The sequence below is a fragment of the Actinophytocola sp. genome, from assembly GCF_036378875.1.
Taxonomy (GTDB): Bacteria; Actinomycetota; Actinomycetes; order Mycobacteriales; family Pseudonocardiaceae; genus Actinophytocola.
Genome location: NZ_DASUVO010000174.1, coordinates 1 through 25668, shown reverse-complemented (window position 1 = coordinate 25668; position 25668 = coordinate 1). Strand labels below are relative to the sequence as shown.

Genomic DNA, 25668 nt, shown 5'->3' with positions numbered 1-25668 from the left:
CCGCGAGGCTAGCGCGGCAGCTTGCCCGTGCTCACGAACTCGACGCGTTTGGCGACCGACACGACCTGGTCGGCGAAGCGCTCGTAGAAACGGGTGACCAGGGCGAGGCATGTCGCCGAGGGGACGCCGTGTTGCCACGTTGCTTCGGTGATTTCGCCGAGCACCGAGGCGTGCAGGGCGTCCACCCTGCGGTCGGTCTCGTCGAGTTCCGCGAACGAGCCGGGGCGCGGGCAGGCGATGTGCTGGACCAGACCATCGGCCATGCTCGCGGTGATCGCGCCCAGTTCGGCGAACGTGTCCCGCAGCTCCGCCGGCACCACATGTGCCGGGTGGACCTTGCTCGTCGTCTTCGCGACGTGCTCGGCCAGGTCGCCCATCCGCTCGATCTTGTCGGCGCAGTACACCACGGACAGCACGAGCCGCAGGTCGCTCGCCACCGGCGCCTGCAGCGCGAGCATCTGGTGCGCGCGCTCCTCGCACTTGTCCCGCAGCTCGTCCAGCTCGACGTCCGCCGCCAGCACCTGGTTCGCCTTCTCGAGGTCGGCGGACAGCAGTGCCTCGGTCGCGAGTCGCATGTTCGCGGCCGCCAGCTGGCACATGTAGCTCAGCGTCTGACGCAGTTCGGTCAGCTCGCTGTGGAAGATCTCTCTCAACTGCCCACCTTTCCGCCAGACAGACGTACCCCTTGTTCGACGTTGTCATGCGAACCCGCGGCGGCCGAACAAGACTTGACGACATGCGAGTGGTCACGCAGAACCTTCTCGGGCACCACATGGACTGGCCGCGTCGCAGGCACGTGGTCACGAGCTGGTTGCAGCGCCTGAAGCCTGACGTGATGGCTGTACAGGAGGTTGTCGCGACCGACGACTACGACCAGGTTACCGATGTCCTGGGGGAGGAGTACCACATCGCGCATCATCCGTTGCGGGAAGAAGACGGTTCTGGAATCTCGATCGCGAGCCGCTGGCCCATCGGCGCCGTGCGCGAGCTGGACCTGCAGTTCGGGCCGCGCACCGCCGGCTTCGCGGCCAGCGCCCTCATCGCGGACATCCTCTGGCCGCACTCAGATCTGCCGCTGCTGTTGGTGAACCACAAGCCGTCCTACCGGACCAACCTCGAGTACGAGCGCGGCCGGCAGGCGGTGCTCACCGCCGGTTTCGTCGAGGAGATCGTCGAGCGGACCGGGCAGCAGGTGGTGGTGGCCGGCGACTTCGACGCGATGCCGGAGGCCGCGAGCGTCCGGTTCTGGCGTGGCATGGCGTCGCTCGACGGCACGAGCGTCGCGTACCGCGACGCGTGGCAGCTCACCCACGGTGACCTGCCTGGTCCGACCTTTGTGCCATCGGTCATGCCGTTGGTCACGGAGCGTTGGCAAAATGACCTCGATCGGCGGATCGATTACATTCTGATCCGCTGTACGGGTGGCGGAGGACCGGGCCTACGCGTAACGCACTGTGAACGCATCCTTGACACACCCATCGACGGAGTGTGGGGCAGTGACCATTTTGGTGTAACAGCGGACATCGAGCCGGTGGCCGGGCGTGCACGACCGTGGTAACGAGACTGATCGAATCCGCGACACATCGGTTCGTGGAGCCGGAATTCGCCCAGCTGATCGCCCTTTTCGTGGCGTGGCGGGAGGACATCGACTCCGAGCCTTTCGCCCACGAGAGTGACTGGGCCACTGTGGACTCGCCAGCGTTTCACGTGGTCACGACATGGGCACCCGGGCCGCATGGACCACAGCCGCGCACCAGTCCTGGAGGCGCTCCAGGCCTTCCGTGAACGGGGTGTCACGCCCTTCAACCCGCCAGGGCACCGGCAGGGCAGGGGAGTGGACGCGCGGGTGTTGGACATCGTCGGCGCGGACGTCTTCGCGGCCGACGTCCTCTCGGTCAACGGACTGGACGATCGGACCACCTCGCAGGGCATCGTGCAGCGGGCGCAGGAGCTGATGGCCGACGCGGTCGGCGCGGAACACGCCTTCTTCTCGACATGCGGCAGCTCCCTGTCGGTCAAGAGCGCGATGCTGTCGGTCGCCGGGCCGCACGAGAAGCTGCTGGTGGCACGCCAGTCGCACAAGTCGGTGATCTCCGGCCTCATCCTGTCGGGCGTCGAGCCCGTGTGGGTGCGGCCGAACTGGGACGCCGAGCGCCACCTGTCCCACCCGCCGGGCGTCGACGAGGTCCGGCGCTGTTTCGCGGAGTCGCCGGACGCCAAGGGCATGCTGCTGGTCACCCCGACCGACTACGGCACGTGCGGTGACATCGCGGCGATCGCGGAGGTCTGCCACGAGTTCGACCGGGCGTTGATCGTCGACGAGGCGTGGGGCGCGCACCTGCCGTTCCACCCCGACCTGCCGCCGTGGGCGATGGACGCGAACGCGGACGTGTGCGTCACGAGCGTGCACAAGTCCGGCGCGGCGGTCGAGCAGAGCTCGGTGTTCCACCAGCAGGGCAACCGCGTGGACCCGGCCGTGCTGAAGGCGCGGGAGGACCTGCTGGGCACGACCAGCCCGACCTCGCTGGTGTACGCGACGCTCGACGGCTGGCGCCGGCACATGATGCAGCAGGGCAAGGAGCTGCTGGGTGCCGCGTTGTCGCTCGCCAACGCCACCCGCCGCGAGCTGTCCGCGATCGACGGGCTCGACGTGATGGGCGAGGAGTTGGTGGGGCCCGACCTCGCGACGACGACCGACCCGCTCAAGATCGTGCTGGACGTGTCCGGGATGGGCATCAGCGGCTACCAGGCCGCGGACTGGCTGCGGGAGCACCGGCGGGTGGCGGTCGGGCTGGCCGACCACCGCAGGATCGTCGCCCAGCTGACCATCGCGGACAACGCCGACACCGCGGCCGTGCTGGTGCGCGCGGTCGCCGCGCTGGCCAAGGCCGACCTGCCGGCGCCGCGCCCGGTGGACCTGCCGAGCCCGGACGACCTGGAGCTGGCGACAGTCATGTTGCCGAGGGACGCGTTCTTCGCCAGGACCGAACAGGTCAGCGTCGCCGACGCCGTCGGGCGGTGCAGTGCCGAGATGATCACCCCGTACCCACCCGGCGCGCCGCCCGTGCTGCCGGGCGAGGTGATCACCCAGGAGGTTCTGGACTACGTGCGCAGCGGCCTGCGTGCCGGCATGCAGATCCCCGATCCGGTGGACCCCGAGCTGAAGTCCGTTCGAGTAGTCGCGCGGTAACGCGCTGCCACGAATGGCCCAGCAGTTGTTCGTCCGACCGGACCCAATTTCACCTGTTCGAAAGAAACCACCCTTCTCATACGTGTGAGGAGAAGAACGCCCGGGTAACCACCGCAGGGCGCACGCACCCCCATGCGTGTGAGGCGAGGTGAACGATGCAGTTGGAGAGCTGGAGTCAACCGGCACGGGGTTTGCGCGAGTACTTCCGGCGAGTGGCGCGAGTGTGTGGTTCCGGGGAGGCGTTCTCCGTTCGGCTGGAGCGGCCGTTGACGGGTTACATCCCGCTGGAGGAGCGGGTGGCCGCGTTCCCCGACATCGATGTGGCGCTGGTGTGGGACGAGCGGACGGGGTGGCGGTCGGTGCTCGAGCCGGCGGGAAGCAAGGACCTGGTCACGCTGTCCTACCTGCCCGGTTCCGTGTGCCCGCCGGCCGAGGAGGTCGCTGAGTTCGCGGCCAACCCCGGCGCGGGCGCGCCGCAACCAGCCGCGCGCAACGCGGAAGACGCCCTCGACCTGCTGTCGCAGTACGCGGTCGTGCGGCTACTGCCGCTTGTTCGATGAGCTGACTGGTTTGGCCGGCCTCGGGGGGCCGGCCAAACCAGTTCTCGTTTTGTCAGTTCTTGCCCAGCCGGCGAACCAGCATCTCCTTGCCCTGCTCGGCGCCCTTGCGGCTCTCGCCCTGCGCACGCCGGAAAAAGTTGGCCAGTTCGGAGTCGCCGTCCCGCTCGGCGTCCTGGATGTAGGTCTCCAGGCGCAGGGCGTTGCTGAGGCATGCCTCGACGAACCAGATGACGTTGTAGTCCTTGTCCTTCGTACCGGTGACTTGACCGGTCTCAGCCCTGGTCACATCTCCTCCTTCATGGTGTGTCCCACAGTTCGGCTACCCGCTGTCGGTCCGGTCAACCGCCTGGAGGGTGGCTCGTGGCAGACGGCGGCTGAGCACCAGCAGGGCGGCCGGGACAAGCACGGCGAGGCCCAGCGTGACGGTCTCGCGGAGCCGGCCGGGTGGTGGTCCAGGTGCGTGGCGTGGAACAGAAAGTGCGGCACGGTGAACACGAGGTTCGTGGCCAGAGCGATCTGCACCCAGCCGCCGTTCCAGCCAGATGGCGGCTGCCGTGGGCACCAGGACGTAGGCGAGGGTCAGCTCGCTTCGCGGCGCCGGCCGGCGTGGACCGTCGATGCCCACAATGGACACGAACGCCAGGTGCGCCGCCCGCGCCGCGGCGGAGGTTCCGGGTGGCGGTCCGATCGGTGCGGCCGCGCAGTGGCGTGGCCGGGTGAAGCAACGGTGTCCACCTCGGACAGTGCGGGCGGCAGGCGCTGGCCGGTGAGCAGGTCCCCCACCACGTGGCCGGCTCCTGGCCGGCAGTTTGAGGACCCGCGGTTTCGAGGGTTTGCGACGATCCGCACACCCGCGAGTGCTAACACGTGGTCGGCAACAGCGTGAACGCGCTGCACACGTCCTGGTAGTAGGGCGCGGCCTGCCACGCCGCCGCGTTCAGCACGCGGGACGTGTCGAACGGCGTGAACGTCCACGGGCCCACGTACGTGTTGTGGTGCCACAGGTTCCCCTGCTTGAACGTGATCGCCTGCTGCACGACCTGGCCCTGGTAGGGCGACCACCGCGGGTACGTGCCCCAGTTGGACAGCACCGCCATGCGGCCGCAGCCCCTGTCGCAGCCGATTGCCGCCGGGTCGAGCGTGAACCGGTTGTGGTGGATGAGCACGCGTTGTGTCTTCCACCGGCAGTCGTGGTAGAGCGGCGCGCGTGCGATCCGTGGCCGGACACACCGGTCGGGGTTGGCCACGAGCTTCGTGCAGGTCCCGAACGACGTGTTGGCCGGGCTGTTGCAGAAGCGGTCCGCGTTCTCCCACAGCGTGATGCCGGACCAGTTGTTCACGAACGTGTTGTCGTGGATCTCGATGCGGTTGGTGCGGGCCGCGACCCTCGGCTCGCCGCCGGACTCCGAGATGTAGATGGTGCCCACCGGGAAGGTGTCGCCACTGCCCGCGAACCGCCGGCCCATCACGACGGTGTTGGCGCGAAAGACGTTGTCGCGCACCACGGCGTTGTAGCTGATCTCGTAGAAGAGCGCCTCCGCGTCGTTGTACTCGAACAGGTTGTGCTCGATGAGGAAGTTGTTGTTGTTGGTGTCCGCCCACAGCCCGGGTCCTCGGTTGCCGTGCACCCAGTTGTCCCGCACGACCGCGCCGTCCAACGCCCAGAACTTCACCCCGCCCGTGCAGCCGCAGCCGGGCGTGACCGTCTCCCAGTCGTCGACGTTGTTGCCCGAGATCTCGTTGCCCACGAGCACCATGTCGGTCAGCGGACCGTCCTTGTACGCGTTCATGCCGTACTGGCCGTTGTTGCGCAGGCAGTTGCCCCGCACCCGCTGGTGCGCACCCGCCATCAGACCGGCGCCCTTGTTGTTCTCGATGGTGTTGCGCTCGATCACCCAGCCGTCACCAGAGTCGTGGTTGACCACGCCCTCGTCGCGCGGGGCGACGAAGTGCCGCACGGTCAGGTTGCGGAGCACGACGTTCGTCGCGTAGCCGGTGAACGCATAGCGGTTCCGCCCGCGTCCGTCGAGCACCGCCCCTGGCGCGCCGAGGTAGACGTTGCCGTTCTTCGGGATCACCTGGCCGTACTGGTCCGTGCCCAGCGTGTGCGTGCCCGGCGCCAACCAGAACGTGGTGCCGCTGGGGCGCTCGGCGGTCAGGCGTTGCACCTCCTCGTCGATCGGTCGGACGACCACCGCGCCGGGTGGTGGCGTCGGGTACCGCGCCGCGATCCGGCCGCACACCGCCCACGCCGTAGGGGGTTGCGCCGTCGCCGCCACAGTGGACGGCGCCAACAGTCCTGACAGGACGAGCGCGGCCGCCAGCGCGAGAGTTCTTGCCATGGCGGAAAGCTACGCAGCGCACGGCGGCCGTGTCGTCACCCCGAAAGTTCCGACCTCTTACACTTTCGGGGGAATTTCGTTGCCGCTCTGGAAGAACGGCGCGAACACGGTTGCCCAGTCGGCGGGCAGCCGCGACGCCAGGGACTCGCGTAAGCGTCTCTGGACCTCGGCGTCGTCCAGGCTCTCGCTGATCTCGTCCCAGTTATCGTCGGCGAACACGTCGCCCTCCCAGCCGGTGACGGCGCCGAACAGGTAGAGGAGGCCGTAGTCGATGCCGGCGGCGAGCGTGGCGCTGTCGTATACGTTGCCGCCGGGCTCGACAAGGTCGGAGTTCTCGTCCGCCCAGGCGACCTGGTCGGCCCAGTACGCGACGTCATGCATGCCGTCGCTCTGGGCCATGTACTGCGCGGCGAACTCGGCCATGTCGCCGGAGTCCTCGACGAGCGGCGACACGACGAGGTCGCTGCCGTAGTCCATGCCGAAGTACCAGCGCCGGCCGTCCACGACGATCGACTCGACGCCGGCCACGTGGCCGACACGATCAACAAGCGGGATAACGGTCATGCGGGCATTATGTGCTCGACCCCCGACAAGATCGATTATGGAGAGTCATGCTCAAGATCGACCGCGACCGCACCGGCGACGTCCGTGTCACGTTCGTCCTGCGGCCCGACGAACCGAATGGCCGGGTGAGCGTCGTCGGAGACTTCAACGCGTGGGAGCCCGGCGCGCACGAGCTGCGGCCACGCAACAACGGCACCCGCTCGGTGTCGGTGACCGTGCCGGACGGCACCCAGGTCCGCTTCCGCTATCTCGGCGAGGGCGGCTACTGGTGCAACGAGACCGAGCATCCGGAGGTTCGGCAGGATGGCGAGGACAGCGTGATCATCGCCCTCGCGCCGGACAAGAGGTAGGAGCAGGGCGGCAGAAGACCTACCCTGGTTCGGGATGACTTCCGCAGACTCCTCGGTACGGTTTCTCGCCAACCACTACAGCGCCGCCGCGACAGCCTACGAACGCCTCTGGGCCCGTGAGCTCGACCCGCTGAACCGGGCACTGCTCGGCCGCCTCCCGCTGGCCGGGGCACGCCGTGTCCTCGACCTCGGGACCGGGGTCGGCACACTGCTCCCCACGCTCCGGGAGGTCGCGCCGAACGCCCTCGTCGTCGGGCTGGACCGGTCCCCGGGCATGATCGGGCGTGCCCCTGCCGGGTTCCCCCGGGTGCTGGGGGACGCCGCGCGGCTCCCCGCCGCGGACGACGTCTTCGACGTGGTCGTGCTCGCCTTCATGCTCTTCCATCTGCCCGATCCTGTTGCTGGCTTACGGGAAGCGTGGCGGGTGCTCCGATCCGGCGGCGTCGTCGGGGTGGCCACCTGGGGCCCTGAACCGCGGGTGCCGGCACTGGACATCTGGCACGAGGAACTCGACCGGCACGACGCCCCACCCGACGCACCGCTGGTCGGCAACCACGACCTGGTCGACACCCCCGACAAGCTGGCCGGGCTGCTGCGCGACGCCGGGTTCGCCGAGGTGACTGTCGACGGCACCCCCTGGGAGTACCGGCCGTCGGTGGAACGGTTCGTCGAGCAGCATGTCGAGCTGGGGCACACCTCCCGGCGCCTCTTGGGCCTGCCGCCCGACGCGCGGACCGAGTTCGTGCGTGCGGTGCGCGCGCGGCTCGCCGAGCTGGAGCCGGAAGGCTTCGTCCACCATCACCTGATCGTGACGGGAATCGGCACTGCCGGCTGAGCTGCGTCTTGACGGAGTGTGTTTGTTACGCCACGGTAGCTTCAGCCAGGAGGTTGCCGATGCACCGCAAACGTGTCCTCGCGGCCGTTGCCGCAGTACTCACCGCCACCGCGCTCAACGTGCCCCCGGCCCAGGCCGCGTCTCCGGACGTCAACGCCCTCGACGGCGCCTGCGTCGCGCTGCAGGCGCCGAACGGCTCCTTCGTGGTGCGCAACGCGCTCGGCGGCTACCAGGCCACCGGCGGCGCCACGCAACCGTTCCGCCTGCAGAAGACCGGCGCCGCGAGCTACCTGTTCTACGGCACCGGCACCGACTTTCTCGGGCAGGGCCTCGGCACGCTGGGTGTCCTCGCGGCCGGCGCGGCGAGCGCGGACACCAACTGGCGCCTCACGGCGAGCACCGGCGACACCGTCACGATCACCGCCGTGACCGCCAACCGCCACCTCGCGGTCGACCCCATCCTGCGGACACTCGCGCTGCGGGCCACCGGCACCAGGTTCACGCTCGTGTCCGCGTCGGGTTGCGCGAGCGCGCCGGAGGCCGAGATCGACATCACCGGCCAGCCGTTCACCGGCACGGTCGACGGCGAGGTCCGCGGGCTCGCCGACCTGCACGGCCACCTGACCGCGTACGAGTTCATCGGCGGCGACATCCACTGCGGTGAGCCGTGGAGCCCGTACGGCATCACCGCCGCGCTCGTCGACTGCCCGGACCACGAACCGGCGGGCCTTGGCGCGTGGTGGGAGAACCTCGCAGGCGGCGGCTATCCCACCTTCACTCACGACACCAAGGGCTGGCCGACCTTCCGCGACTGGCCGAAGCACAACTCGTGGACCCACGAGGCCATGTACTACCGGTGGGTCGAGCGGGCGTGGCGCGGCGGGCTTCGGCTCTACACCAACCTGTTCGTCAACAACGCGGCACTCTGCGAGATCTACCCGATCAAGACGAACCCGTGCGAGGACATGGCGTCGATCCGCCTGCAGGCGCAGCGGATCTACGAACTGCAGGACTTCATCGACGACCAGCACGGCGGGCCGGGACGCGGCTGGTTCCGCATCGTGACCGACCCCGAGCAGGCCCGGTCGGTGATCGAGCAGGGCAAGCTCGCGGTGGTGCTGGGCGCCGAGGTGTCGCAGCCGTTCGGCTGTGGCCTCAGAAACGGCGTGCCGCAGTGCGACCGGGCGGACATCGACGCGGGCCTCGACGAGCTGCACGACCTCGGCGTCCGGCGGATGTTCGTGTGCCACAAGTTCGACAACGCGCTGTGCGGCGTGCGGTTCGACAGCGGCGCGGCCGGCACGATCATCAACGCGGCCAACTACTTCTCCACCGGCCGGTTCTGGCAGGTCGAACGGTGCCCGACCGCCGCGCACGACAACACGATCTCCGTCGAGAGCGACGTGCTGTCCGGGGCACTGTCGGCGTTGCTGCCGCCCGGCGTGACGCTGCCCGTGTACCCGAGCGCGCCGCACTGCAACGTCAACGGGTTGACCGATCTCGGTGCCTATGCCATCGAGGGCATGATGGACCGCGGCATGATGGTGGACCTCGACCACATGAGCGTGAAGGCCACCGACCAGGCGCTGGACCTGTTGGAGGCCAACGGTTACGCGGGTGCCGTGTCCGGTCACTCGTGGCTGGACCCGAGTTTCTACCCGCGGATCTACTCGCTGGGCGGCATGGCCGTGCCGTACGGCTTCGGCACCGAACAGTTCCACGCCGAGTGGCGGTCGATGAAGGCGGTCGCCGACCCGCGGTACGAGTTCGGCTTCGGCGTCGGCTTCGACACGGGCGGCTTCGGCCACCAGCCACCGCCACGCGGCACAAATGCGGTCCGGTACCCGTTCCGCACGTTCGACGGCGGATCCACTGTGGACCGACAGCGGACGGGCGAGCGCACCTACGACGTCAACACCGACGGGTTCGCCCACTACGGCATGCTGCCGGACTGGCTGGAGGACCTACGTATCGTCTCCGGCCCGGACGGCCAGGCGATCGTGACCGACATGAGCCGCGGCGCGGAGGTGTACCTGCGGATGTGGGCACGGTCGCTCGAGATATAGGCACCCGTTACCGATGTCGTGCACGGCCCGGCGGCTCTACAAACACGGCATGAGAATTCTGTTCACGACCGTGCCGGTGTTCGGGCACTTCCTGCCCATGACGCCGCTCGTCGACGCGGCGAGGCGGGCCGGACACGAGGTGGTCGTCGCTTCCGGGACCGATATCGAGGTGGAGGTCAAAAGGCTCGGCGTCGAGTTCTGGCGCGTGGGGCCCACGCTGGCCGAGGCCGTCGCCGAGCACCGCGTCGACGAGGAGAACCTGTCGCCGGAGGAGCGGATCGCGGCGGACGTGTCCGCGTTCTTCGTGCCGCAAGCCAGGGCGAGCGCACAGGATCTGGTGCCCAGGGCGGTGGCGTGGCGCCCGGACCTGGTGGTGCACGAGCCGTCGGCGCTCGCCGGCGGCATCGCCGCGGCGGTCACCGGGGCGCGGCAGGTCGTGCACGGGCTGGGGATGTGGCCGGCGGGAATCTGGTCGATCTTCGCGCCGGGCTACACCGCACTGTGTGCCGAGTGGTCGGTCGCCGATCGGTACCTGGACGCGACCTACCTCGACATCCTGCCGGCCGGACTGCAGGCCAGGCCCGACTTTCCCGAGGTGCTGGCGCTGCGACCGGCGCCGCCGCCGAGCCAGGTGACCACCGCGCCCGCGATTCCCGACCAGTACCCGAACACCGTGTACCTGACGCTCGGCACGATCTTCCACGAGGCGGCGGACGTGTTCCGCGCGGCCCTCGACGGGCTGACCTCGTTGCCGGTCAACGTGTTCGTCACCACCGGCCCCAACGCGGACCCGGCGCGTGTCGGCGAATGGCCCGCGCACGTTCAGGTGACGGACTTCGTGCCGCAGGAACTGGTGCTGCCGCACTGTCGCGTGGCCGTTCACCACGGTGGTGCTGGCTCGATGCTCGGCGCGTTACGGCACGGGCTGCCGCAGTTGATCCTTCCGCGGGGCGCGGACAACTTCCACAACGCCGCGCTGGCGGAGAGTGCCGGCGTCGCGTTGTCGCTCGCGCCTGACGAGATCGGTGCCCAGGCCGTCGCGGACGCCGTGACACGTCTGATGACCGAACCGGGCTTCGGCGAACGAGCACGGAGAGTGAGTGAGGACATCGCGGCGATGCCGGGGGCTGACGAGGTGCTGTCGCAGTTGACAAGGTAAGGACACTCTCGCGTCCACTGTGTGTGTAGCGAGTGGTCGGTCACTTAGAGTCCTGAACGTGGTGGATGACGTTTTCCTCGGCATGGAGTTGGCGGTCGCTCGCGTGTCGGAGGAACTGCACCGGGCGACCGCGTCCGGGCCGTCGCCCTTGCGCGGGGTCGCGTACCCGCGTGGGGCGGACTTGTTGTGGAAGTGGGTGGATGCGCAGGAGGACGCGGAGGTCTGGACGTTCGTCCGTGCGTACACCGGCGTCGACGACCATGCGCGGGTACGGGCGGGTCTCACGATGGACGACTTCCACACGCTCCTCACGTTCGCCCGGCGGTGTGTGCTCGCCGCCCTGCGGAACGAGGATCCCGGGGCCGCGGAGGCCGCTTTCGACGCGCTGTCCGCGATCGACGTCGAGCGGGTCGACGGGAGCGACGTCGTGGTCGTGGCGTCGCTGGCGTCCTTCGCGGCTCGGCGGGTCGGGCTGGAGCCGGACGAGGTGCGAGGCCGCGCCGTCCGGTGGGCGGACCCGCAGGTCGCCAAGATCCTCGAACGCGCCGTCGGACGGGAGGTCGACCTGGCCGCCTGGGGGTACCGCGAGATGCTGACGCTGGACGGCCCGGTTCTCGTGGACAGCCTTGGCGGCCCATCGCCGGACGCGGACGACCTGCTGGAGCGAGCGGCCAAAGTGGTCGAGTTGGTGAACGACGACGGGATCTACGAGGTCAACAGCACCGATGTGGTCGGTGAGGTGCCGACCGTGTGGCTCGGCGGCGACACCCCACAGGTCCGTGAGGCCTTACGTGGACTGCGGTCCTGCGCGAAGGTGCACGCCGAACCGCCGGGAATCATGTTCCGCGACTTCCTCCTCATCTTCCTCGTCGAGACGGCGGAGGAGCGGCACGCGGAGACCATCGCCGCCGCCGCGCACCGGACCAGGGACACCGCCGTGCAAACAGGTGTGGCCGTTGGCCGCCGGTGCGCGGTCGTCATCGCCAGCTCAGCCGTCGTCGGCGAACCGTCCGTCGAGGACGTCACGTCACTGAACCGGTTCCGCGAGCCGATCGCCGCGTTGCTGAGCTGACTCATGCGCACGCGTGGTACGCCGCCGCGTCCTGGCGCGAGGCGACGCCCAGCTTGGTCAGGATCGCGGACACGTGGTGGTCCACCGTGCGCACCGACAGCACCAGTTTTTCCGCGATCTGTGCGTTGGTGAGTCCGGCGGCCAGCAGTTCCAGCACGTCCGCCTGTCGTGCGGTGAGGCCTGCCGGGTGTGCCCGTGTCGTCCGCTGCGGTCCTCTCGGCACGGAGCGGACCCCCATGTCACGCAACCGCCTGCGCGCGTGCGCGGCGGCGGCCGTCGCACCCATGTCCTGCAGCATGAGCAGTGCGTCCCGGGTGGGGCCCGGCTCGCCGGAGTCCGCCAACTCCAGCGCCTGCTCGTACGGGTCGCCCAGCAGCGCCCAGCCCTCGGCGGCCGTACGCCAGTCGCCACGCAGGCCCGACGCCCACGGTTCCGGGCAGCCGGCGAACGAACGCACCGGCAGACCGGCACGCCGGCAGTACCGCAGCACCTCCGCCCACAGCGGCTCGGCGCCGGGACGACCCGCGTGCTGTGCCCACGCGTCGCGTACGGCGGCGGCGACCGGTGCGTTGCCGGTGAGCCACGCCCACTCCGCCAGCGCCGCGCCGGGATAACCCAGTCCCACGAGCGAACGCTGCCGCTGGCCGCGTTCCCACGCCGCCAGTAGCAGGGTGCCGGCCGCCTCGTCGCCGGTCCTGGCGAGGAGCCGCGCGTGCTGCGGTTCCGCGTACACCCGCTGCATCCCGGTGTCCTCCGGGCGGGTCGCGAGCTCCGCCAGCGCGGCCAGTGACCCGGTGAGGTCGCCGCGGCGCATGGTCAGCAGTGCCTCGTGCACCTGCAGGTTGTAGGCGTGCGAGGAGAAGCCCCGGTCGCGGGTGAAGGCCAGGCCGTCCGCCAGGACGCGGGCCAGCTCGTCGAACCGGGCGTGCCGGTACAGCAGCTCGCCGAGGTTCGTGTAGGCGCGGGCCGCGTGCTCGTGGTGGCCGTGGTGCAGTGCGAGCGCCAGGCTTTCCCGCAGCAACGCGATCCGGCCGTCCGCCTCGAGCCCGGGTTGGGCCGTGCTCAGGTAGTTCAGGCCCAGCTCGACCAGGTCGACGCGGTTCGCCGCGCGGGACAGCCGCAGTGCCCTGTCCACAGCGGACTGTGCGGCCCGGTCGCCGGCCAGCGCCAGCACGGCGCCGTGGTAGGTCGCGGCGTACGCATGGGCGGCCGTGCCGGCGAGCCCCTCGTCCGCCTGGCGCGCGGTCCGCTCCGCCGCCTCGGTGTCACCCGCCATGTAGTAGTGCCGGGACAGCCGGACCTGCGCCTGCGCCAACGCGACCGGGTCGGTGTAGAGCGCGACAGCACGTTCGCCCGCCACGACCGCCTCGGTGAAGCGGTGCGCGTTGTACAGCTCCCACGCGTGGTCGTCGTGCAGCCGCGCGCGTTCGTCGCCGTGCAGGCGGTGCTCGTGCCGCATGGCGGCGGTGAAGTGCGCTAGTGCCTCGCGGTGCGCCCCGGCGGCCGCCGCCTCCCGGCCGGCACGTGGTGCGTAGGCCAGCACGGCCGCCGGGGCGTCCGCGCAGACCGCGTGGTGCACGAGCCGCGCGGGGTTGCTGGTGGGCAGCTTGACGAGCGCGCTCGCGTGCAGTGACCGCCGGCGCAGCTCCGGCACGTGCTCGTAGACGGCGCGGCGGGTCAGCTCGTGCCGGAACGCGAGCCCGTCCGGCCGGGCTTCCAGCAGGCCCTTCCGCTCTGCCTCGGCCACGACGTCGAGCGGCCCCACCAGGCGCTCGGCGAGGTCGTACTCGGTGACGCCCGGTAGCACGGCCAGCTGTTCGAGCGCCGCGCGTGCCGCGGGTTCGAGGCGGGCCACGCGGGCGAGCACCACGTCGGCGACCGTGACGGGCACGCCGTTGCCGAGATAGAGCCACTCGGTGACGTAGAACGGGTTACCGCCGGTGAGCGCGTGCAGGTCCGGCGCGTCCCGGCCGGCCTCCTCGGCGAGCGTTTCGACCGCGGCGGGGGAAAGCGGGGCGAGCGGCAGCCGGTGTGTCGGCGCGGCGGCGAGGGTGCCGAGCCAGCGCAGCGGGGCCTCCTCGTCGCGGAACGTGAGCAGCAGCAGGGCCGGCAGGCTCGCCACGCGCCTGGCGAGGTAGCCGAGCACGTCGAGCGTGACGTCGTCGGCCCAGTGCAGGTCCTCGACGACCAGCACCGTGGGCGTGCTCAGCTCGGCGAGCGCGGCGTCGAAGATCCGCTCGAGCTCTCCGTCGGCCACCGCCTTCGCGAGCGGGGTGCCGGCGGCCGCCATGTCCCGCAGCGGGCCGAGCGGGCGGGGCGTGAGCAGGTCGTCGCACGCGCCGGCGAGCACCCGCATGCGCAGCCCGGCGGTGAACGCCCGCACGACGCTCGTCTTCCCGATGCCGGCCTCACCGGTCACGAGCGCGACGGAGCCCCGCCCGGCCTCCGCGGCCTGGGCGGTTCTGCGCAGCTTGTCGAGCACACCTGCCCGCTCGAGTGGTTCCCGCACGGTCAGTAGTCGGTCATCCAGAACAAGCCGTTAGGGCAACGCGTGCGCCCCAACAGGCGAAATTCGATGTCCCTTCGGCCGTCGTGATCGATTAGGCCAGGCACGGAAGGGGTAGGACTACCACATGACCGTCGCCGCACACCGTGAGACCGAACTCAAGTACGAGGCCGGTGCGGAGCTGCCGTCACTCGGTGGGCTCCCCGGCGTGTCCGGTGTGGACGGACCGAGAACCGAGCGGCTGGAGGCCGTCTACTTCGACACGGCCGACCTGCGGCTCGCCAGGCACGGTGTGACGTTGCGCAGGCGGACCGGCGGCCACGACGCCGGCTGGCACCTCAAGGTCCCCGCCGGCGGCGACTCGCGCACCGAGCTGCGGCTCCCGCTCGACAAGGGGCCGGCCAGAGTGACGAACACCCCGCCGGACGAGCTGGTCGACCTGACCTTCGGGATGGCACGCGGGGCGGAGATCCGCCCGGTCGTGCTGCTGAAGACCGAGCGCCAGATCTGGGAACTGTTCGGGCGTAAGGGAAAGCCGCTCGCCGAGGTGGCCGACGACCGCGTCACCGCGAGCCGCCTCGACCGTGAGTCCACAGTAGACAAATGGCGGGAGCTGGAGGTGGAGTTGGCCGACCCGGACATGGCGCCCGGCATGGACCGCGCGTTGCGGAAGGCTGGACTGCGCCGGGCGCCGCACACGTCGAAGCTCGCGCGGGCTCTGGCCGTCGAGGAGGAGCGACCCACCGGGGACACGGCGGGTGACGCCCTGCTCGACTACGTCCGGACCCAGTACGACGAGATCGTGACACAGGACCTGCTGGTGCGCAGGGACGCGCCGGACGCGGTGCATCAGATGCGGGTGGCGGCGCGACGGCTGCGCAGCGCGCTGCGGGTGTACCGGCACCTGCTGCCGGACACGGGACGAGTGTCGGACGACCTGCGCTGGCTGGGCAGGCGGATGGCCGAGGCACGTGACCTGGAGGTCCAGCACGCGCACCTGCGGGACGAGATCGCGACGCTGCCGGATGAACTGGTCGTCGGGCCGGTGTCCGCCCGGCTGACCCGCCACTTCGCACCGGCGGCGGCCACGGCGCGGGAACGTGTGCTGAAGACGTTGGCGGACAAGCGTTACCGTCGCCTGCTCGACGCGCTGGACCGGCTCGTGGCTGACCCGCCACTGGCCTCCCGCGCGTCCCGGCCCGCGGGCAAGGAGCTGCGCGAGCACGTGCGGCGGGCGTACCGGAAGACGAAGCGCCGCATGGGGTCAGACACCCTGCACCAGACGAGGAAGGCGGCGAAGCGGTACCGGTACGCGCTGGAGGTGGCCCAGCCCGCCGTGGGCGGCAAGGCCAAGCGGGCGCGGAAGGCGGCCCGAGCGCTGACCAAGCTGCTCGGCGAGCACCAGGACGGCACCGTGGTGCGGCCTTTGCTGCGGGAGCTGGGGATGAAGGCACATCTGGCCGGCGAGAACGGGTTCACGTACGGGCTGTTGCACGACCGTGAACGAGCGCGCTGCGCCGAGGTCGAACGCGTGTGCCCGGACTACTGGAAGCAGGTGCGGAAGACCCGGCTCACGTGACGGCGGCTGTTCGCGGGACCGGTGGGCGTGGCCTCCGGCCCCCGGTTCGATTGTCCCAAGGGGCACTGACGTTTTCGGGGGTTGCCGGGTGACGGGTGTGCTGCTCGCGCTCGCGTCGGCCGTGGCGTACGGGTTGGCCGATTTCGTCGGTGGGTTGTTGTCGCGGCGGGCGCATTTCGGGACCATCGCGTTCGTCGGCCAGCTCGCCGGGTTGGTGTTCGCGTTGGGGGCGGCGCCGTTCGTTGCCGCCGACGTCACCTACGGTGATCTCGGCTGGGGTGCGTTGTCCGGGGCCGGCACGGGCGTTGGCATGCTGTTCCTCTACCGCGGGCTGGCGCGTGGCGACATGAGCGTGGTCGTGCCGGTCAGCGCGGTGGGCGGGGTGGCCCTGCCGGTGATCGTCTCGGTGGCGGTGCTCGGGGAACGGCCCACGGCACTCGCCTGGGCCGGGACGATCGTGGCGGTGCCCGCGTTGTGGTTGGTGGGTCGCGCGGACGGCGGCGGCAAACCCGCCGCGCTCGGCGACGCGCTCATCGCCAGCGTCGGGTTCGCCGTCCAGTACCTCGCGCTCGCACAGGCACACAGCGGTCTGTGGCCGATCGTCGCGGGACGGGTGGTGGCCGCGCTGATCGTGCTGCCTACCGCGCGCCGCCGGATCCCGGCCCGGATCGGGGTCGGCGCGGCCGCCTGTGGCGTCACCGCCGCCGGCGCGCTCGTCTGCTACCTGCTGGCGACCCGGCAGACGCTGGACGTCGTCGCGGTCGTCCTGTCATCGCTGTACCCCGCGATCCCGGCGTTGCTCGGCATCACCGTGTTGCGGGAACGGCTGTCCACATGGCAGACGGTCGGCCTCGCCGCGGCGGGAATTTCGATCGGGTTGTTGGCCGTCGGTTGATATTGGCGGCGGAAGTATCACAGAGTCGTCCGCATGCACGCGATGTACGCCGCACCCGGGCCGATGACCGGCGACTACCGAGCACTACTCGCCGAGTTGCCCGCCGAACCGGTCAGGCTCGCCGCCGTCGGCCAGGGGCTGATGGCGCACGAGCACCTGACCTGGCTCCACAGGGTGGAGTTCAGCCAGGAGGACCGCGAGTCCGTGCACATCAGGCCGGTTCCTCGGCTACTGGCACGGATTCTCGCGGTGTCACCGACCCCGCTGGCGACGCCGCGGCCGCCGGAAGAGCTGGTCGCGGCGAACTGCCGGCACTTCACCGTGTTCCTGGTGGCCGCGTTACGGGCACACGGCGTGCCGGCGCGGGCCAGATGCGGGTTCGGCGCCTACTTCGCGCCGGGGTTCTTCGAGGACCACTGGGTGTGCGAGTACTGGACGGGTGAGCGCTGGCGGCTCGTCGACGGGCAGATCGACGCCACGCAGCTGGCGACGTTCCCGATCGACTTCGACGTCACCGACGTGCCACGCGACCGTTTCCTGGTGGCGGGTGACGCGTGGACCCGTTGCCGTGCGGGCGAGGCGTCACCGGACTCGTTCGGGCTGACGTTCACCAAGGAGGCCGGCTACTGGTGGATCGCGGCCAACCTCATGCGGGACGCGGCGGCACTGCTCAAGGTGGAACTGCTGCCGTGGGACGTGTGGGGCGCCATGCCTGAGCCGGAGGCACCGGTCGACGTCGAGCTTTTCGACCGGTTGGCCGCCGCCACGCTCGACCCGGAGCTGACGGACCTCCCCGACCTGATGGCCGACCCACGACTTCGCGTGCCGCCGACGGTCCGCAACGCCGTCCGTGATCGCGAGGAAGAACTCTGAGCCGAGTGTCGAAGTGCCGGCTCCTGCTTCGACGTTGCTGTGCGAGCACGCGAAGGGAGCCATGATCCATGTTGACGAAACTGCTGGTCGCGACCGCGCTGGCAAGCGGGTTGGCCGGTGCGCCTGCCGAGGGCGCCACGGAGGTGGTACGAACCGTCGAGGGGTCGGTTCGTGGCACGGTCGCGCCTGACCACAGGACGTTCCAAGGCATTCCGTTCGCGGCGCCGCCGGTGGGGGACGCGCGATGGCGGTCCCCACGACCGGTGACGCCGTGGGCGGGAGTGCGGGACGCCACCACCCCGGCTGACCGCTGTCCGCAGACCGCGAGCGGCGGCACCCCGAGCGCGACCGAGGACTGCCTCTACCTCAACGTCACGACGCCCAGCACACCCGGCCGCAAGCCGGTGATGGTGTGGGTGCACGGCGGCGGGAACAGCATCGGCGCCGGCACCGACTTCGACCCGACCCGGCTCGCCGTCCAGGGCGACGTGGTCGTGGTGACCGTGAACTACCGCCTGGGTGTGTTCAGCGCGTTCAGCCACCCCGACCTGGCCGGCGGCGGCGCGTTCGGGTTGGAGGACCAGCAGGCCGCGCTGCGGTGGGTGCGGCGCAACGCGACCGCGTTCGACGGCGACCCCGACCGGGTCACGCTGTTCGGTGAGTCCGGGGGCGCGTTCGACGTCTGCGCGCAGCTGACCTCGCCGGGTGCGCGGGGCCTGTTCCATCGGGCGATCATCCAGAGCGGCACCTGCACGACGAGCTGGCCGGCCAACGGCCTGATCCAGGACCAGCCGGCGGCGTCGTCGTTCGTGTCGCTGGCGGAGTCCAACGCGCACGGCGCGGACCTCGCCGCGCGGTACGGCTGCGCGGACTCGGCCGACGCGGTCGACTGTCTGCGCCAGGTGCCGGCCGCCGACCTGGTGTCGCAGGACTACGTCATGATGATCACCCGGCTGACCTACGGCACGAAGGTCCTGCCTTCTCATCCGGGCCAGGCGTTGGCACAGGGCCGGTTCCACCGCGTGCCGGTGATCGCGGGCCACACGCGCGACGAAGGCCGGCTCGCGCCCGCGCGCGCCCCGCAGCCGTTCACCGAGGAGTCCTACCAGGCGCTGCTGGTCGAGGCGTTCGGCGCCGACGCGCCGCGCGTTGCGGCGGAGTACCCCTCCGCCGCGCATGGCTCGCCGATCCTGGCGTACGCGCAGGTGCTGACCGACCGGGTGTGGGCGTGCGGGCACGTGACCGACAACCGCGCACTGGCAAGGCACGTGCCGGTGTACGGCTACCAGTTCGCCGACCGCACCGCGCCGACCGGCTGGTTCGAGTTCCCGCCGAACCTGCCGCCTGGCGCGTTCCACAGCTCGGAGCTGCCGTACCTGTTCGACATGGTCGGCTTCCCCGGCGTGCTCAACCCGGAGCAGAAGGCGTTGGCCGACCAGATGATCGCGTACTGGGCACGGTTCGCCGCCACCGGCAACCCCAACGGTCCTGACCTGCCGAGCTGGCCGATCTTCCTCGGTGAGAACGCCCAGTCGCTGGCGCCTGCCGCGATCGAGCAGGTCGACGTGGCCGCCGAGCACAACTGCGGGTTCTGGCGGTAGGCAACACTTCCGGTCGTGGTGGACACAACGTGGTCATGACGACCGATTTCGAGCCGACGGACCGGGAGCTGTGGGCACAGGCCGCGGCCGGTAGTGCGAACGCCTTCGGGCTGCTGTTCGACCGGCACGCGCGCGCTGTGTACAACCACTGCTTCCGGCTCGTCGGCTCGTGGACCGCCGGTGAGGATCTCGCGCAGGCCACTTTCCTGATGGCATGGCGGAAGCGGAGCCGGGTGACGCTCACCAACGACTCCGCGCTGCCGTGGCTGCTGGCGGTGGCGACCAACGTGGTCCGCTCCGAGCGCCGGACGGTGGCCCGGCGCCTGCGCCTGGTCAACCGGGTGCCGGTCGAGGCGCCCGCGCCCGACCACGCCGACGACGTGGCCGGCCGTATCGACGACGAACGCCGGATGGCCGAACTGCTCGCCGCCGTGCGGGAGCTGCCCCGCAACCAGCAGGAGGCACTCGCGCTGTGCGTGTGGTCCGGCGTGTCCTACGCGGAGGCCGCCGCGGTGCTCGGGATCGCGGAGGCAAGCGTCCGGGCCAGGGTCAGCAAGGCCAGGTCCCGGCTCCAGGGGCTGCTCGGCAGGTCGGTCATGACGCTCGCAACCGCCAAGGAGGAACTGTGAACACGACATTGCCGCCGTCCCGCGACCTGCCGCCGGGGCGCCACGCCCAGATCCGTGGCGCCGTGCTGGCCGCGACCCGCCGTCCGAACCGCCGCTGGATCGCCCCACTCGTCACCGCGGCCGCCGCCCTCGCGATCGTCGGCCTCGTCGCGTGGTTCACACCGTGGACCGGGAACGGCGGGAACGCGGCGACCCAGCCGACGAGCCAGGAGACGACTCTGCCGGCACCGTCCACGTCGACGTCCGACGTGAGCGAGCCGGTTGCCGGTGTCTCGCCCGACGAGCGGGCCGCCATCGAGGACGGCTGCGCGCGGTCCGGCTTCCCGGACGAAACGCTGACGCTGAAGCAGGTGCTCACCGACGCGGCTGGCCGGGTCGCGCTGCTCTACAGCGACCGGGTCGCGGTGGTGTGCACGCTCGACACCCCACCGACCGGGTACAACCCCGGCGGCGGTGGCTTCGGCGACTTCACGCCACCGGTGGGCCTCGACACCTCGTTGGCCAGCGCGGGCGGTGATGTCGCGGGGAACAAGTCGCAGTACGCGGGGCAGCCCGGCACAGACCAGTTCGGCGGCCGGGTGTCGCCCGAGGTGGCAAAGGTGACCGTCACGGTCGGCGCCGACTCGGTGGACGCCTCGGTCGCGAACGGCACCTTCCTCGCGCGCGTCCTCCACCCAACCGACTGGCTCATCCCGGAGAACCGCCGGGCTCTGGTACTCCGCGCGTATGACAAAAACGGGACACTTTTGGCAGAGGTGACCCCGTAGCCTCGGTGAGTCCAGAACGTGACGCCTCGACAAGCAATTGTCGGGCGTCGCGTTCTTGTGCCGGCAGTAGACACGGTTGCATCCTGATGCCCGGGGTGAGTCGTGTGGACGTCCATCAGACAATCTGTTCGGTCGACATCGCGGGCTACGGTGGCATGGCCCGCACGCGGCCGAACTACGTGACCCTGCGATCCGGCATGTACGAGTCGGTTCAGCAGGCGTTCGACCTGGCCGGGATTCCCTGGGACAAGTGCTTCCAGCAGGACGTCGGTGACAGCATCCTCGTGCTCGCACCGGCGCACGTGCCGAAGGGGGCATTTGCCGGCGCGCTGCCCGAGGCGCTGGCCGACGCGCTGGGGGCGCACAACGAGGCGCATCTGCCGGCGGAGCGGATCCGGCTGCGGCTCGCCCTGCACGCGGGGGAGGTCACCTACGACAGGTACGGCGTCGCCGGGAAGGCGATCATCCTCGCGAGCCGCCTGCTGGACGCGCCGCCGCTGAAGGAGGCGCTGCGGAACTCCGCGGGATCACTGGCCATGATCGCCTCGGACTGGTTCTACACCGAGGTGATCCAGCACCACGACGACTACGAGCCGAACGCGTACCGGCAGGTCAACGTGGATGTCAAGGAAACCAGCGACGTCGGCTGGATCCGCGTCCCCGGCCACGAGCTACCCGCGCCGGCACCCTCCGTCCGTCCGGTCACCGAACCGGTCCCGCCCGTGGTCATCCCGGTGCGGCTGCGCCCGGCGTCGCCTCGGTTCTACGAGGTCGTCGACGCGCTCGAGGACATTCCGTGCATGCGGCAGGAGGACACGCGCTCCCTCGTGGTCGACGAGCTCCCGTTCGCCGGCACGGTAAGGCACTTCACGGCCCGCCGAGCTCACGTGATCAGCATCCTGCGCACATGCCTGGACTTCGACAACGGCCTGCTGCAACTGGTCTCCGTGATCACGAACCACGAGCCGAGCGGATCCGTGCCGCTGAACCGACTGTTGACGCTCCTGACCGGCGGCGCGGTGTGACGGCCGACCTCGGTTGTCCATAGTGGACTCGTCGGGCGCCTGACGTGAAGATCTCATACCCCTGCCCGTGAACCTGTCACATGAGTTGCGGGAGCGGTCACCGGTCGCGGCACGCGCGATGCATACTCTCCAGTGGCCGTCCTATCTATGATCAGGGATGACCGCCACGTGTCAGGACGTGAGGCGTGCCGCGAGTGCGCAAAGTAGCGGACTGACTCCGTCAGGTCGGTATGAACAATTCATGAGGGGGCAGTGAGAAACCCCTTGAGTGAACGGTGACTGGGGAACTTGTCGGACCCTACCCCGATAGCGGAAATTTAAACCCAGCGGTTGCTCCCCGCTAGCCGAAGACAAAAAACTTTCCTCTCAAGGAGATTGCTATGTCGACCAACGAGATTGTCAAGGCTTTCTTCTTCGACGGCACCGACGTGGCCGCGACTGGCGATGTGCGCATCGACGTCCTGGACAGCTGGACCAACTCCGGTCTCACGGCCGCCCCTCTCGCGAGCATCACCTGGTGCGACGGCCGGCCAGCGACGAACGCCTGATATCCCTGGTCCGGCCCATCGTCGGGGCGTGACAGACGTGCCGGCGATGGTGCCAACACACAGTTCGACGAGCGTCTGGGGACGATGGGAACGCCCCGGTGGCCGCGTGGTGGTGGAGGCGGCGCCGGGGGCGGGCAGGCCTGTAGTGGGCTCCCCATCAGGGCTTGGCGGCCGGTCGGAAGCGACTTTCCGACCGGCTTCGCCATGCCATTTCGCCGGTTGGCGTCAATGTGATGTTTCGTGGGTGGATCCCGTTTTAAGAATGTGCCGAACGATTGTTGGGGAATCGTTGATGAAGATCACCGCGCGAGCGGGAGAAGCCTTCGGGGTGACCGTCGAGGGCCTCGACGCTGCGGAGGCGTCCTCGGCTGACCTCGCGATGCTGAAGAAGGCTGTCTACGCCGACAAGATCGCCGTACTGAAGGGTCAGGACGTGACGCGGGACGGGATCCTGGCGCTGGGCAAGCGGCTCGGTCGCCGGGCGGAGTTCCACGAGCCGGTCTACCGGAGCCCGGGATGCTTCTGGCACTCCGACTACCTGCTGACGCGTGCGCCGTTCGACTTCGCGCTGGCCTATCCGAAGGTGGTGCCGACCTACTTCATCGACATGGCGGCCGCCTACCGGAGGCTCTCGGCCGACCTCAAGCTGGCCGTCGTGGGCGCCACCGCCACGCACAGCGTGCTCCGCCACGCCAAGCTCCTGCCGGCCGACGTGCGCCGCCCGATCTCCGAGCTCGTGCAGGTCGTCACCGGTAAGGCCCCGCCCGTGACGAACTCGATCACGGAGCCGCACCCGCGCACGGGGGAGACCGTCCTACACCTCAGCGAGGGCTTCACCACGTCCGTCCAGGACGCCGGGGGCGCCGACCGTCCCGACCTCCTCGCGCGGCTGCTCGAGGTCACCGGTCAGCTCGACCGGACCTACCAGCACGACAACGTGCACCTGCAGACGTTCGAGGCGGGCGACCTGCTCGTCTGGGACAACCGCAGCCTGATCCACCACGCGTCCTACACCGCGACCCCGGAGCCGGTCGTTTCGGTCTACGACGGATAGTCCGAAAGGCCGCACGCCGAGACGATCGGCTGTTTCGACGCATTCTCGATTTTGTCAATGCAACCTGCATAATTGACCGGACGCGCCCATTCGCTCCTCGGCGCGATCCACTCTCCTCCGACGGGCCGGCCGCGGCGGACCTGCCTGGTGCGTGCCGCCCGGCGCAACGCCGTTACCCCGAAAGGCCGATTCGGTTTCGCTGTGTGGCGGCTCCATCAGGCCCATCGGTCGGCTGAGTGGCCATTCTGCACAGTCCACAGTTGTCGGTCGCCGGCCTGTCGTTTCGTTGTACGACTGCGCTGAACGGCGCACGCCCCGGCGAATTCGCGTGTGTCGGCCACGTAAGAATTGCGTCCCGGGCGCCCATCCGTGGTGTATTCTCCAGACAGGGTCGCGTTCATTCGCGAATCACAAGTGCATATGCAAGACACACTCTAGGTATCGGGCGGAGGTATCAGGGGTGAGAGTCGTGTCTGTTTTTTTACCGCGCTGGTTACTCGAGCGCTGGCCGCGTGCGCCGCGTCGACTGCTGTAGGCCGGACCGGAGCTGCCGTCGTGAGCACTCCCACCACCTCCGGCCACCCAATCCCTGGCGCGGGGCCGCTTCCGGCGCCCCGGCTGGCGATGGGTGTCGTCGTCGCCGTCTTCGTCAGTATCTGCCTGATCGACTTCCTGCACGTTCTCCTCCTCCCGAACGTCACCGTCGGCGCCGTCGTGCTGTCCAGCACGTGCATCGTCGCGCTGACGCTGGTGCAGTCGCTGTGGTATTCCGGGGAAAGCACCCGGCTGCGCTCATCGCTCGGCCACGCGGTCCTCGGGTTCCAGGCCTGCCTGGCGTACCTGCCGATCCTGGTCTTCGGCCAGGCGTGGGTCGGCGTGCCGGGGTTCCTCGCTGGCAGCGCGCTGCTGGTGCTGCGGCCCGTCTTCGCGTGGACCGCCTTCGGTCTCGTCGTCGCGAGCATGGGCTACGCGCAGTGGGTTTTCACCGAGCGGCTCGTGGACACGCTCTACACCGCGATCTCCACGGTCACGACCGGGCTCGTGGTGTACGGCCTGTCCCGGCTGACCACACTCGTCCGCGAGGTGCAGGAGAGCCGTGCCGAGATCGCGCGCATGGCGGTGTTGCGTGAACGGCTGCGTTTCGCGCGGGACCTGCACGACCTGCTGGGCTACAGCCTGTCGGCCATCACGCTGAAGATCGAGCTGACCCACCGGCTCCTGGAGACGTCACCGAGGAAGGCGGGCGACCAACTGCTCGAGATACTGGACATCTCCCGACTCGCGCTGTCCGACGCGCGCACGGTCGCCAGCGGCTACCGGGAGCTGTCGATCGAGGAGGAGTGCCGCTCCGCGGTGTCGGTGCTCTCGGCCGCGGACGTCGCCGTCGAACTCGACGTCGACCACACCGACCTGCCGGTCCAGGTGAGCACCGTGCTGGCCACCGTGCTGCGTGAAGGCGTCACGAACCTGTTGCGGCACAGCAAGGCCAAGCACTGCGAGATCACCATCCGGCAGGAGCGCGACCACGCGTCGATCGAGATCGTGAACGACGACCTGGCGGCGCTGCCAGCGAACCGGGACGGCGGCGGCTGCGGACTGCGCAACCTTTCGGTGCGTGCCAAGGAGATCGGCGGCTCGGTCACCGTGACACGCGATCCGCACATGTTCCGGCTCCGTGCCGACGTGCCCCTGCGGGTGATGCGCAACCGGGTACCGGCGTCAGAGCCAGCCTGCTTCCCGTGCGATCCGGATCGCGTCGACCCGGTTGCGTGCGGCCAGCTTCCCGATGATCGTGGTGAGGTAGTTACGGACGGTGCCGACTGACAGGAACAGCTTCGACGCGATGTCGACCGCCTGCATGCCTTCCGCGGTGAGGCGGAGGACCTCGGTCTCGCGGGCGGTGAGCGGGGACTCCGCGCTGTCCCATGCGGCCATGGCGAGTTGGCTGTCGACGACGCGTCGGCCGGCGGCGACGTTGCGGATGGCGTCGGCGAGTTGTGCGGCTGGTGCGTCCTTGAGCATGAAGCCGGTCACCTTGGCGGAGAGTGCGCGG

Annotated in this window: 24 protein-coding genes; 18 read left to right on the top strand and 6 right to left on the bottom strand. The window is 69.8% G+C overall.

Features of this window, described 5'->3' with window-relative positions; all coding sequences use genetic code 11:
* Positions 1-8: 8 nt before the first annotated feature.
* Positions 9-653, bottom strand: a complete 645-nt coding sequence (phoU, locus tag VF106_RS48800) for a phosphate signaling complex protein PhoU (RefSeq protein WP_330846971.1) — start codon at positions 651-653, stop codon at positions 9-11.
* An 83-nt stretch (positions 654-736) separates the two neighbouring features.
* On the opposite strand from phoU, the gene VF106_RS48795 reads away from it, so the two are divergent.
* The 3 genes from VF106_RS48795 to VF106_RS48785 all read left to right on the top strand — a co-directional run bounded on the left by VF106_RS48795 (position 737) and on the right by VF106_RS48785 (position 3750).
* Positions 737-1558: an endonuclease/exonuclease/phosphatase family protein gene (locus VF106_RS48795; protein ID WP_330846970.1), complete on the top strand. Its 822-nt coding sequence runs from the start codon at positions 737-739 to the stop codon at positions 1556-1558.
* A 177-nt stretch (positions 1559-1735) separates the two neighbouring features.
* Positions 1736-3190: an aminotransferase class I/II-fold pyridoxal phosphate-dependent enzyme gene (locus VF106_RS48790; RefSeq protein WP_330846969.1), complete on the top strand. Its 1455-nt coding sequence runs from the start codon at positions 1736-1738 to the stop codon at positions 3188-3190.
* Between the two features lie 155 nt (positions 3191-3345).
* The gene (locus VF106_RS48785) at positions 3346-3750 is read left to right on the top strand and encodes a DUF6292 family protein (protein ID WP_330846968.1); all 405 of its coding nucleotides are present in this window, start codon (positions 3346-3348) and stop codon (positions 3748-3750) included.
* Positions 3751-3802: 52 nt separating this feature from the next.
* On the opposite strand, the gene VF106_RS48780 is transcribed toward VF106_RS48785, so the two are convergent.
* From VF106_RS48780 to VF106_RS48770, 3 genes are all read right to left on the bottom strand, one after another.
* Entirely contained in the window at positions 3803-4036 is a 234-nt protein-coding gene (locus tag VF106_RS48780; RefSeq protein WP_330846967.1) for a hypothetical protein, read from the bottom strand.
* 574 nt (positions 4037-4610) lie between these two features.
* On the bottom strand, positions 4611-6092 hold the full coding sequence (locus tag VF106_RS48775; RefSeq protein ID WP_330846966.1) for a right-handed parallel beta-helix repeat-containing protein: 1482 nt from the start codon (positions 6090-6092) through the stop codon (positions 4611-4613).
* Between the two features lie 57 nt (positions 6093-6149).
* Positions 6150-6656 carry a hypothetical protein gene (locus VF106_RS48770; protein ID WP_330846965.1) on the bottom strand — a complete coding sequence of 169 codons (507 nt, stop codon included), beginning with the start codon at positions 6654-6656 and terminating at the stop codon, positions 6150-6152.
* A gap of 47 nt (positions 6657-6703) precedes the next feature.
* On the opposite strand from VF106_RS48770, the gene VF106_RS48765 reads away from it, so the two are divergent.
* The 5 genes from VF106_RS48765 to VF106_RS48745 are packed head-to-tail and all read left to right on the top strand — an operon-like array spanning position 6704 to position 12138.
* Positions 6704-7006 (top strand): isoamylase early set domain-containing protein, encoded by a 303-nt coding sequence (locus VF106_RS48765; RefSeq protein ID WP_330846964.1) that lies wholly within the window; start codon positions 6704-6706, stop codon positions 7004-7006.
* A 34-nt stretch (positions 7007-7040) separates the two neighbouring features.
* Positions 7041-7841, top strand: coding sequence for a class I SAM-dependent methyltransferase (locus tag VF106_RS48760; RefSeq protein WP_330846963.1), 801 nt, complete (start codon positions 7041-7043; stop codon positions 7839-7841).
* Positions 7842-7900: 59 nt separating this feature from the next.
* Positions 7901-9907: a hypothetical protein gene (locus VF106_RS48755; RefSeq protein ID WP_330846962.1), complete on the top strand. Its 2007-nt coding sequence runs from the start codon at positions 7901-7903 to the stop codon at positions 9905-9907.
* A gap of 49 nt (positions 9908-9956) precedes the next feature.
* Complete coding sequence (locus tag VF106_RS48750; RefSeq protein WP_330846961.1) at positions 9957-11066, top strand: glycosyltransferase; 1110 nt, start codon at positions 9957-9959, stop codon at positions 11064-11066.
* A gap of 58 nt (positions 11067-11124) precedes the next feature.
* Positions 11125-12138 carry a hypothetical protein gene (locus VF106_RS48745; protein ID WP_330846960.1) on the top strand — a complete coding sequence of 338 codons (1014 nt, stop codon included), beginning with the start codon at positions 11125-11127 and terminating at the stop codon, positions 12136-12138.
* Position 12139: 1 nt separating this feature from the next.
* On the opposite strand, the gene VF106_RS48740 is transcribed toward VF106_RS48745, so the two are convergent.
* A complete protein-coding gene (locus VF106_RS48740) occupies positions 12140-14647 on the bottom strand; it encodes an ATP-binding protein (RefSeq protein WP_330846959.1) in 2508 nt (835 codons plus the stop codon).
* A gap of 124 nt (positions 14648-14771) precedes the next feature.
* Between VF106_RS48740 and VF106_RS48735 the strand changes: the two genes are divergently transcribed.
* The 10 genes from VF106_RS48735 to VF106_RS48690 all read left to right on the top strand — a co-directional run bounded on the left by VF106_RS48735 (position 14772) and on the right by VF106_RS48690 (position 25439).
* Complete coding sequence (locus VF106_RS48735) at positions 14772-16223, top strand: CYTH and CHAD domain-containing protein (RefSeq protein ID WP_330846958.1); 1452 nt, start codon at positions 14772-14774, stop codon at positions 16221-16223.
* A gap of 88 nt (positions 16224-16311) precedes the next feature.
* The gene (locus VF106_RS48730) at positions 16312-17118 is read left to right on the top strand and encodes an EamA family transporter (RefSeq protein WP_330846957.1); all 807 of its coding nucleotides are present in this window, start codon (positions 16312-16314) and stop codon (positions 17116-17118) included.
* Between the two features lie 33 nt (positions 17119-17151).
* The gene (locus VF106_RS48725; protein WP_330846956.1) at positions 17152-17991 is read left to right on the top strand and encodes a transglutaminase domain-containing protein; all 840 of its coding nucleotides are present in this window, start codon (positions 17152-17154) and stop codon (positions 17989-17991) included.
* 68 nt (positions 17992-18059) lie between these two features.
* A complete protein-coding gene (locus tag VF106_RS48720; RefSeq protein ID WP_330846955.1) occupies positions 18060-19592 on the top strand; it encodes a carboxylesterase/lipase family protein in 1533 nt (510 codons plus the stop codon).
* Positions 19593-19627: 35 nt separating this feature from the next.
* Entirely contained in the window at positions 19628-20221 is a 594-nt protein-coding gene (locus tag VF106_RS48715) for an RNA polymerase sigma factor (RefSeq protein WP_330846954.1), read from the top strand.
* On the top strand, positions 20218-20988 hold the full coding sequence (locus tag VF106_RS48710) for a hypothetical protein (RefSeq protein WP_330846953.1): 771 nt from the start codon (positions 20218-20220) through the stop codon (positions 20986-20988). Before VF106_RS48715 ends, VF106_RS48710 begins: the two co-directional genes overlap by 4 nt.
* Positions 20989-21092: 104 nt before the next feature.
* Positions 21093-22013: an effector-associated domain 2-containing protein gene (locus tag VF106_RS48705; RefSeq protein ID WP_330846952.1), complete on the top strand. Its 921-nt coding sequence runs from the start codon at positions 21093-21095 to the stop codon at positions 22011-22013.
* Positions 22014-22393: 380 nt separating this feature from the next.
* A complete protein-coding gene (locus VF106_RS48700) occupies positions 22394-22561 on the top strand; it encodes a hypothetical protein (RefSeq protein WP_330846951.1) in 168 nt (55 codons plus the stop codon).
* Positions 22562-22853: 292 nt separating this feature from the next.
* The gene (locus tag VF106_RS48695) at positions 22854-23615 is read left to right on the top strand and encodes a TauD/TfdA dioxygenase family protein (protein WP_330846950.1); all 762 of its coding nucleotides are present in this window, start codon (positions 22854-22856) and stop codon (positions 23613-23615) included.
* Between the two features lie 555 nt (positions 23616-24170).
* Positions 24171-25439, top strand: a complete 1269-nt coding sequence (locus tag VF106_RS48690) for a sensor histidine kinase (RefSeq protein WP_330846949.1) — start codon at positions 24171-24173, stop codon at positions 25437-25439.
* On the opposite strand, the gene VF106_RS48685 is transcribed toward VF106_RS48690, so the two are convergent.
* The coding region (locus tag VF106_RS48685) for a response regulator transcription factor (RefSeq protein ID WP_330846948.1) at positions 25335-25668 on the bottom strand (334 nt) is incomplete at its 5' end. The genes VF106_RS48690 and VF106_RS48685 overlap by 105 nt on opposite strands.

What these genes read in the sequence shown, in the direction of transcription:
- VF106_RS48795 (WP_330846970.1), top strand. Translation starts at nt 737, where the DNA reads ATGCGAGTGGTCACGCAGAACCTTCTCGGGCACCACATGGACTGGCCG.
- VF106_RS48790 (WP_330846969.1), top strand. Translation starts at nt 1,736, where the DNA reads ATGGACCACAGCCGCGCACCAGTCCTGGAGGCGCTCCAGGCCTTCCGT.
- VF106_RS48785 (WP_330846968.1), top strand. Translation starts at nt 3,346, where the DNA reads ATGCAGTTGGAGAGCTGGAGTCAACCGGCACGGGGTTTGCGCGAGTAC.
- VF106_RS48775 (WP_330846966.1), bottom strand. Translation starts at nt 6,092, where the DNA reads ATGGCAAGAACTCTCGCGCTGGCGGCCGCGCTCGTCCTGTCAGGACTG.
- VF106_RS48770 (WP_330846965.1), bottom strand. Translation starts at nt 6,656, where the DNA reads ATGACCGTTATCCCGCTTGTTGATCGTGTCGGCCACGTGGCCGGCGTC.
- VF106_RS48765 (WP_330846964.1), top strand. Translation starts at nt 6,704, where the DNA reads ATGCTCAAGATCGACCGCGACCGCACCGGCGACGTCCGTGTCACGTTC.
- VF106_RS48760 (WP_330846963.1), top strand. Translation starts at nt 7,041, where the DNA reads ATGACTTCCGCAGACTCCTCGGTACGGTTTCTCGCCAACCACTACAGC.
- VF106_RS48755 (WP_330846962.1), top strand. Translation starts at nt 7,901, where the DNA reads ATGCACCGCAAACGTGTCCTCGCGGCCGTTGCCGCAGTACTCACCGCC.
- VF106_RS48750 (WP_330846961.1), top strand. Translation starts at nt 9,957, where the DNA reads ATGAGAATTCTGTTCACGACCGTGCCGGTGTTCGGGCACTTCCTGCCC.
- VF106_RS48735 (WP_330846958.1), top strand. Translation starts at nt 14,772, where the DNA reads ATGACCGTCGCCGCACACCGTGAGACCGAACTCAAGTACGAGGCCGGT.
- VF106_RS48725 (WP_330846956.1), top strand. Translation starts at nt 17,152, where the DNA reads ATGCACGCGATGTACGCCGCACCCGGGCCGATGACCGGCGACTACCGA.
- VF106_RS48720 (WP_330846955.1), top strand. Translation starts at nt 18,060, where the DNA reads ATGTTGACGAAACTGCTGGTCGCGACCGCGCTGGCAAGCGGGTTGGCC.
- VF106_RS48715 (WP_330846954.1), top strand. Translation starts at nt 19,628, where the DNA reads ATGACGACCGATTTCGAGCCGACGGACCGGGAGCTGTGGGCACAGGCC.
- VF106_RS48700 (WP_330846951.1), top strand. Translation starts at nt 22,394, where the DNA reads ATGTCGACCAACGAGATTGTCAAGGCTTTCTTCTTCGACGGCACCGAC.
- VF106_RS48695 (WP_330846950.1), top strand. Translation starts at nt 22,854, where the DNA reads ATGAAGATCACCGCGCGAGCGGGAGAAGCCTTCGGGGTGACCGTCGAG.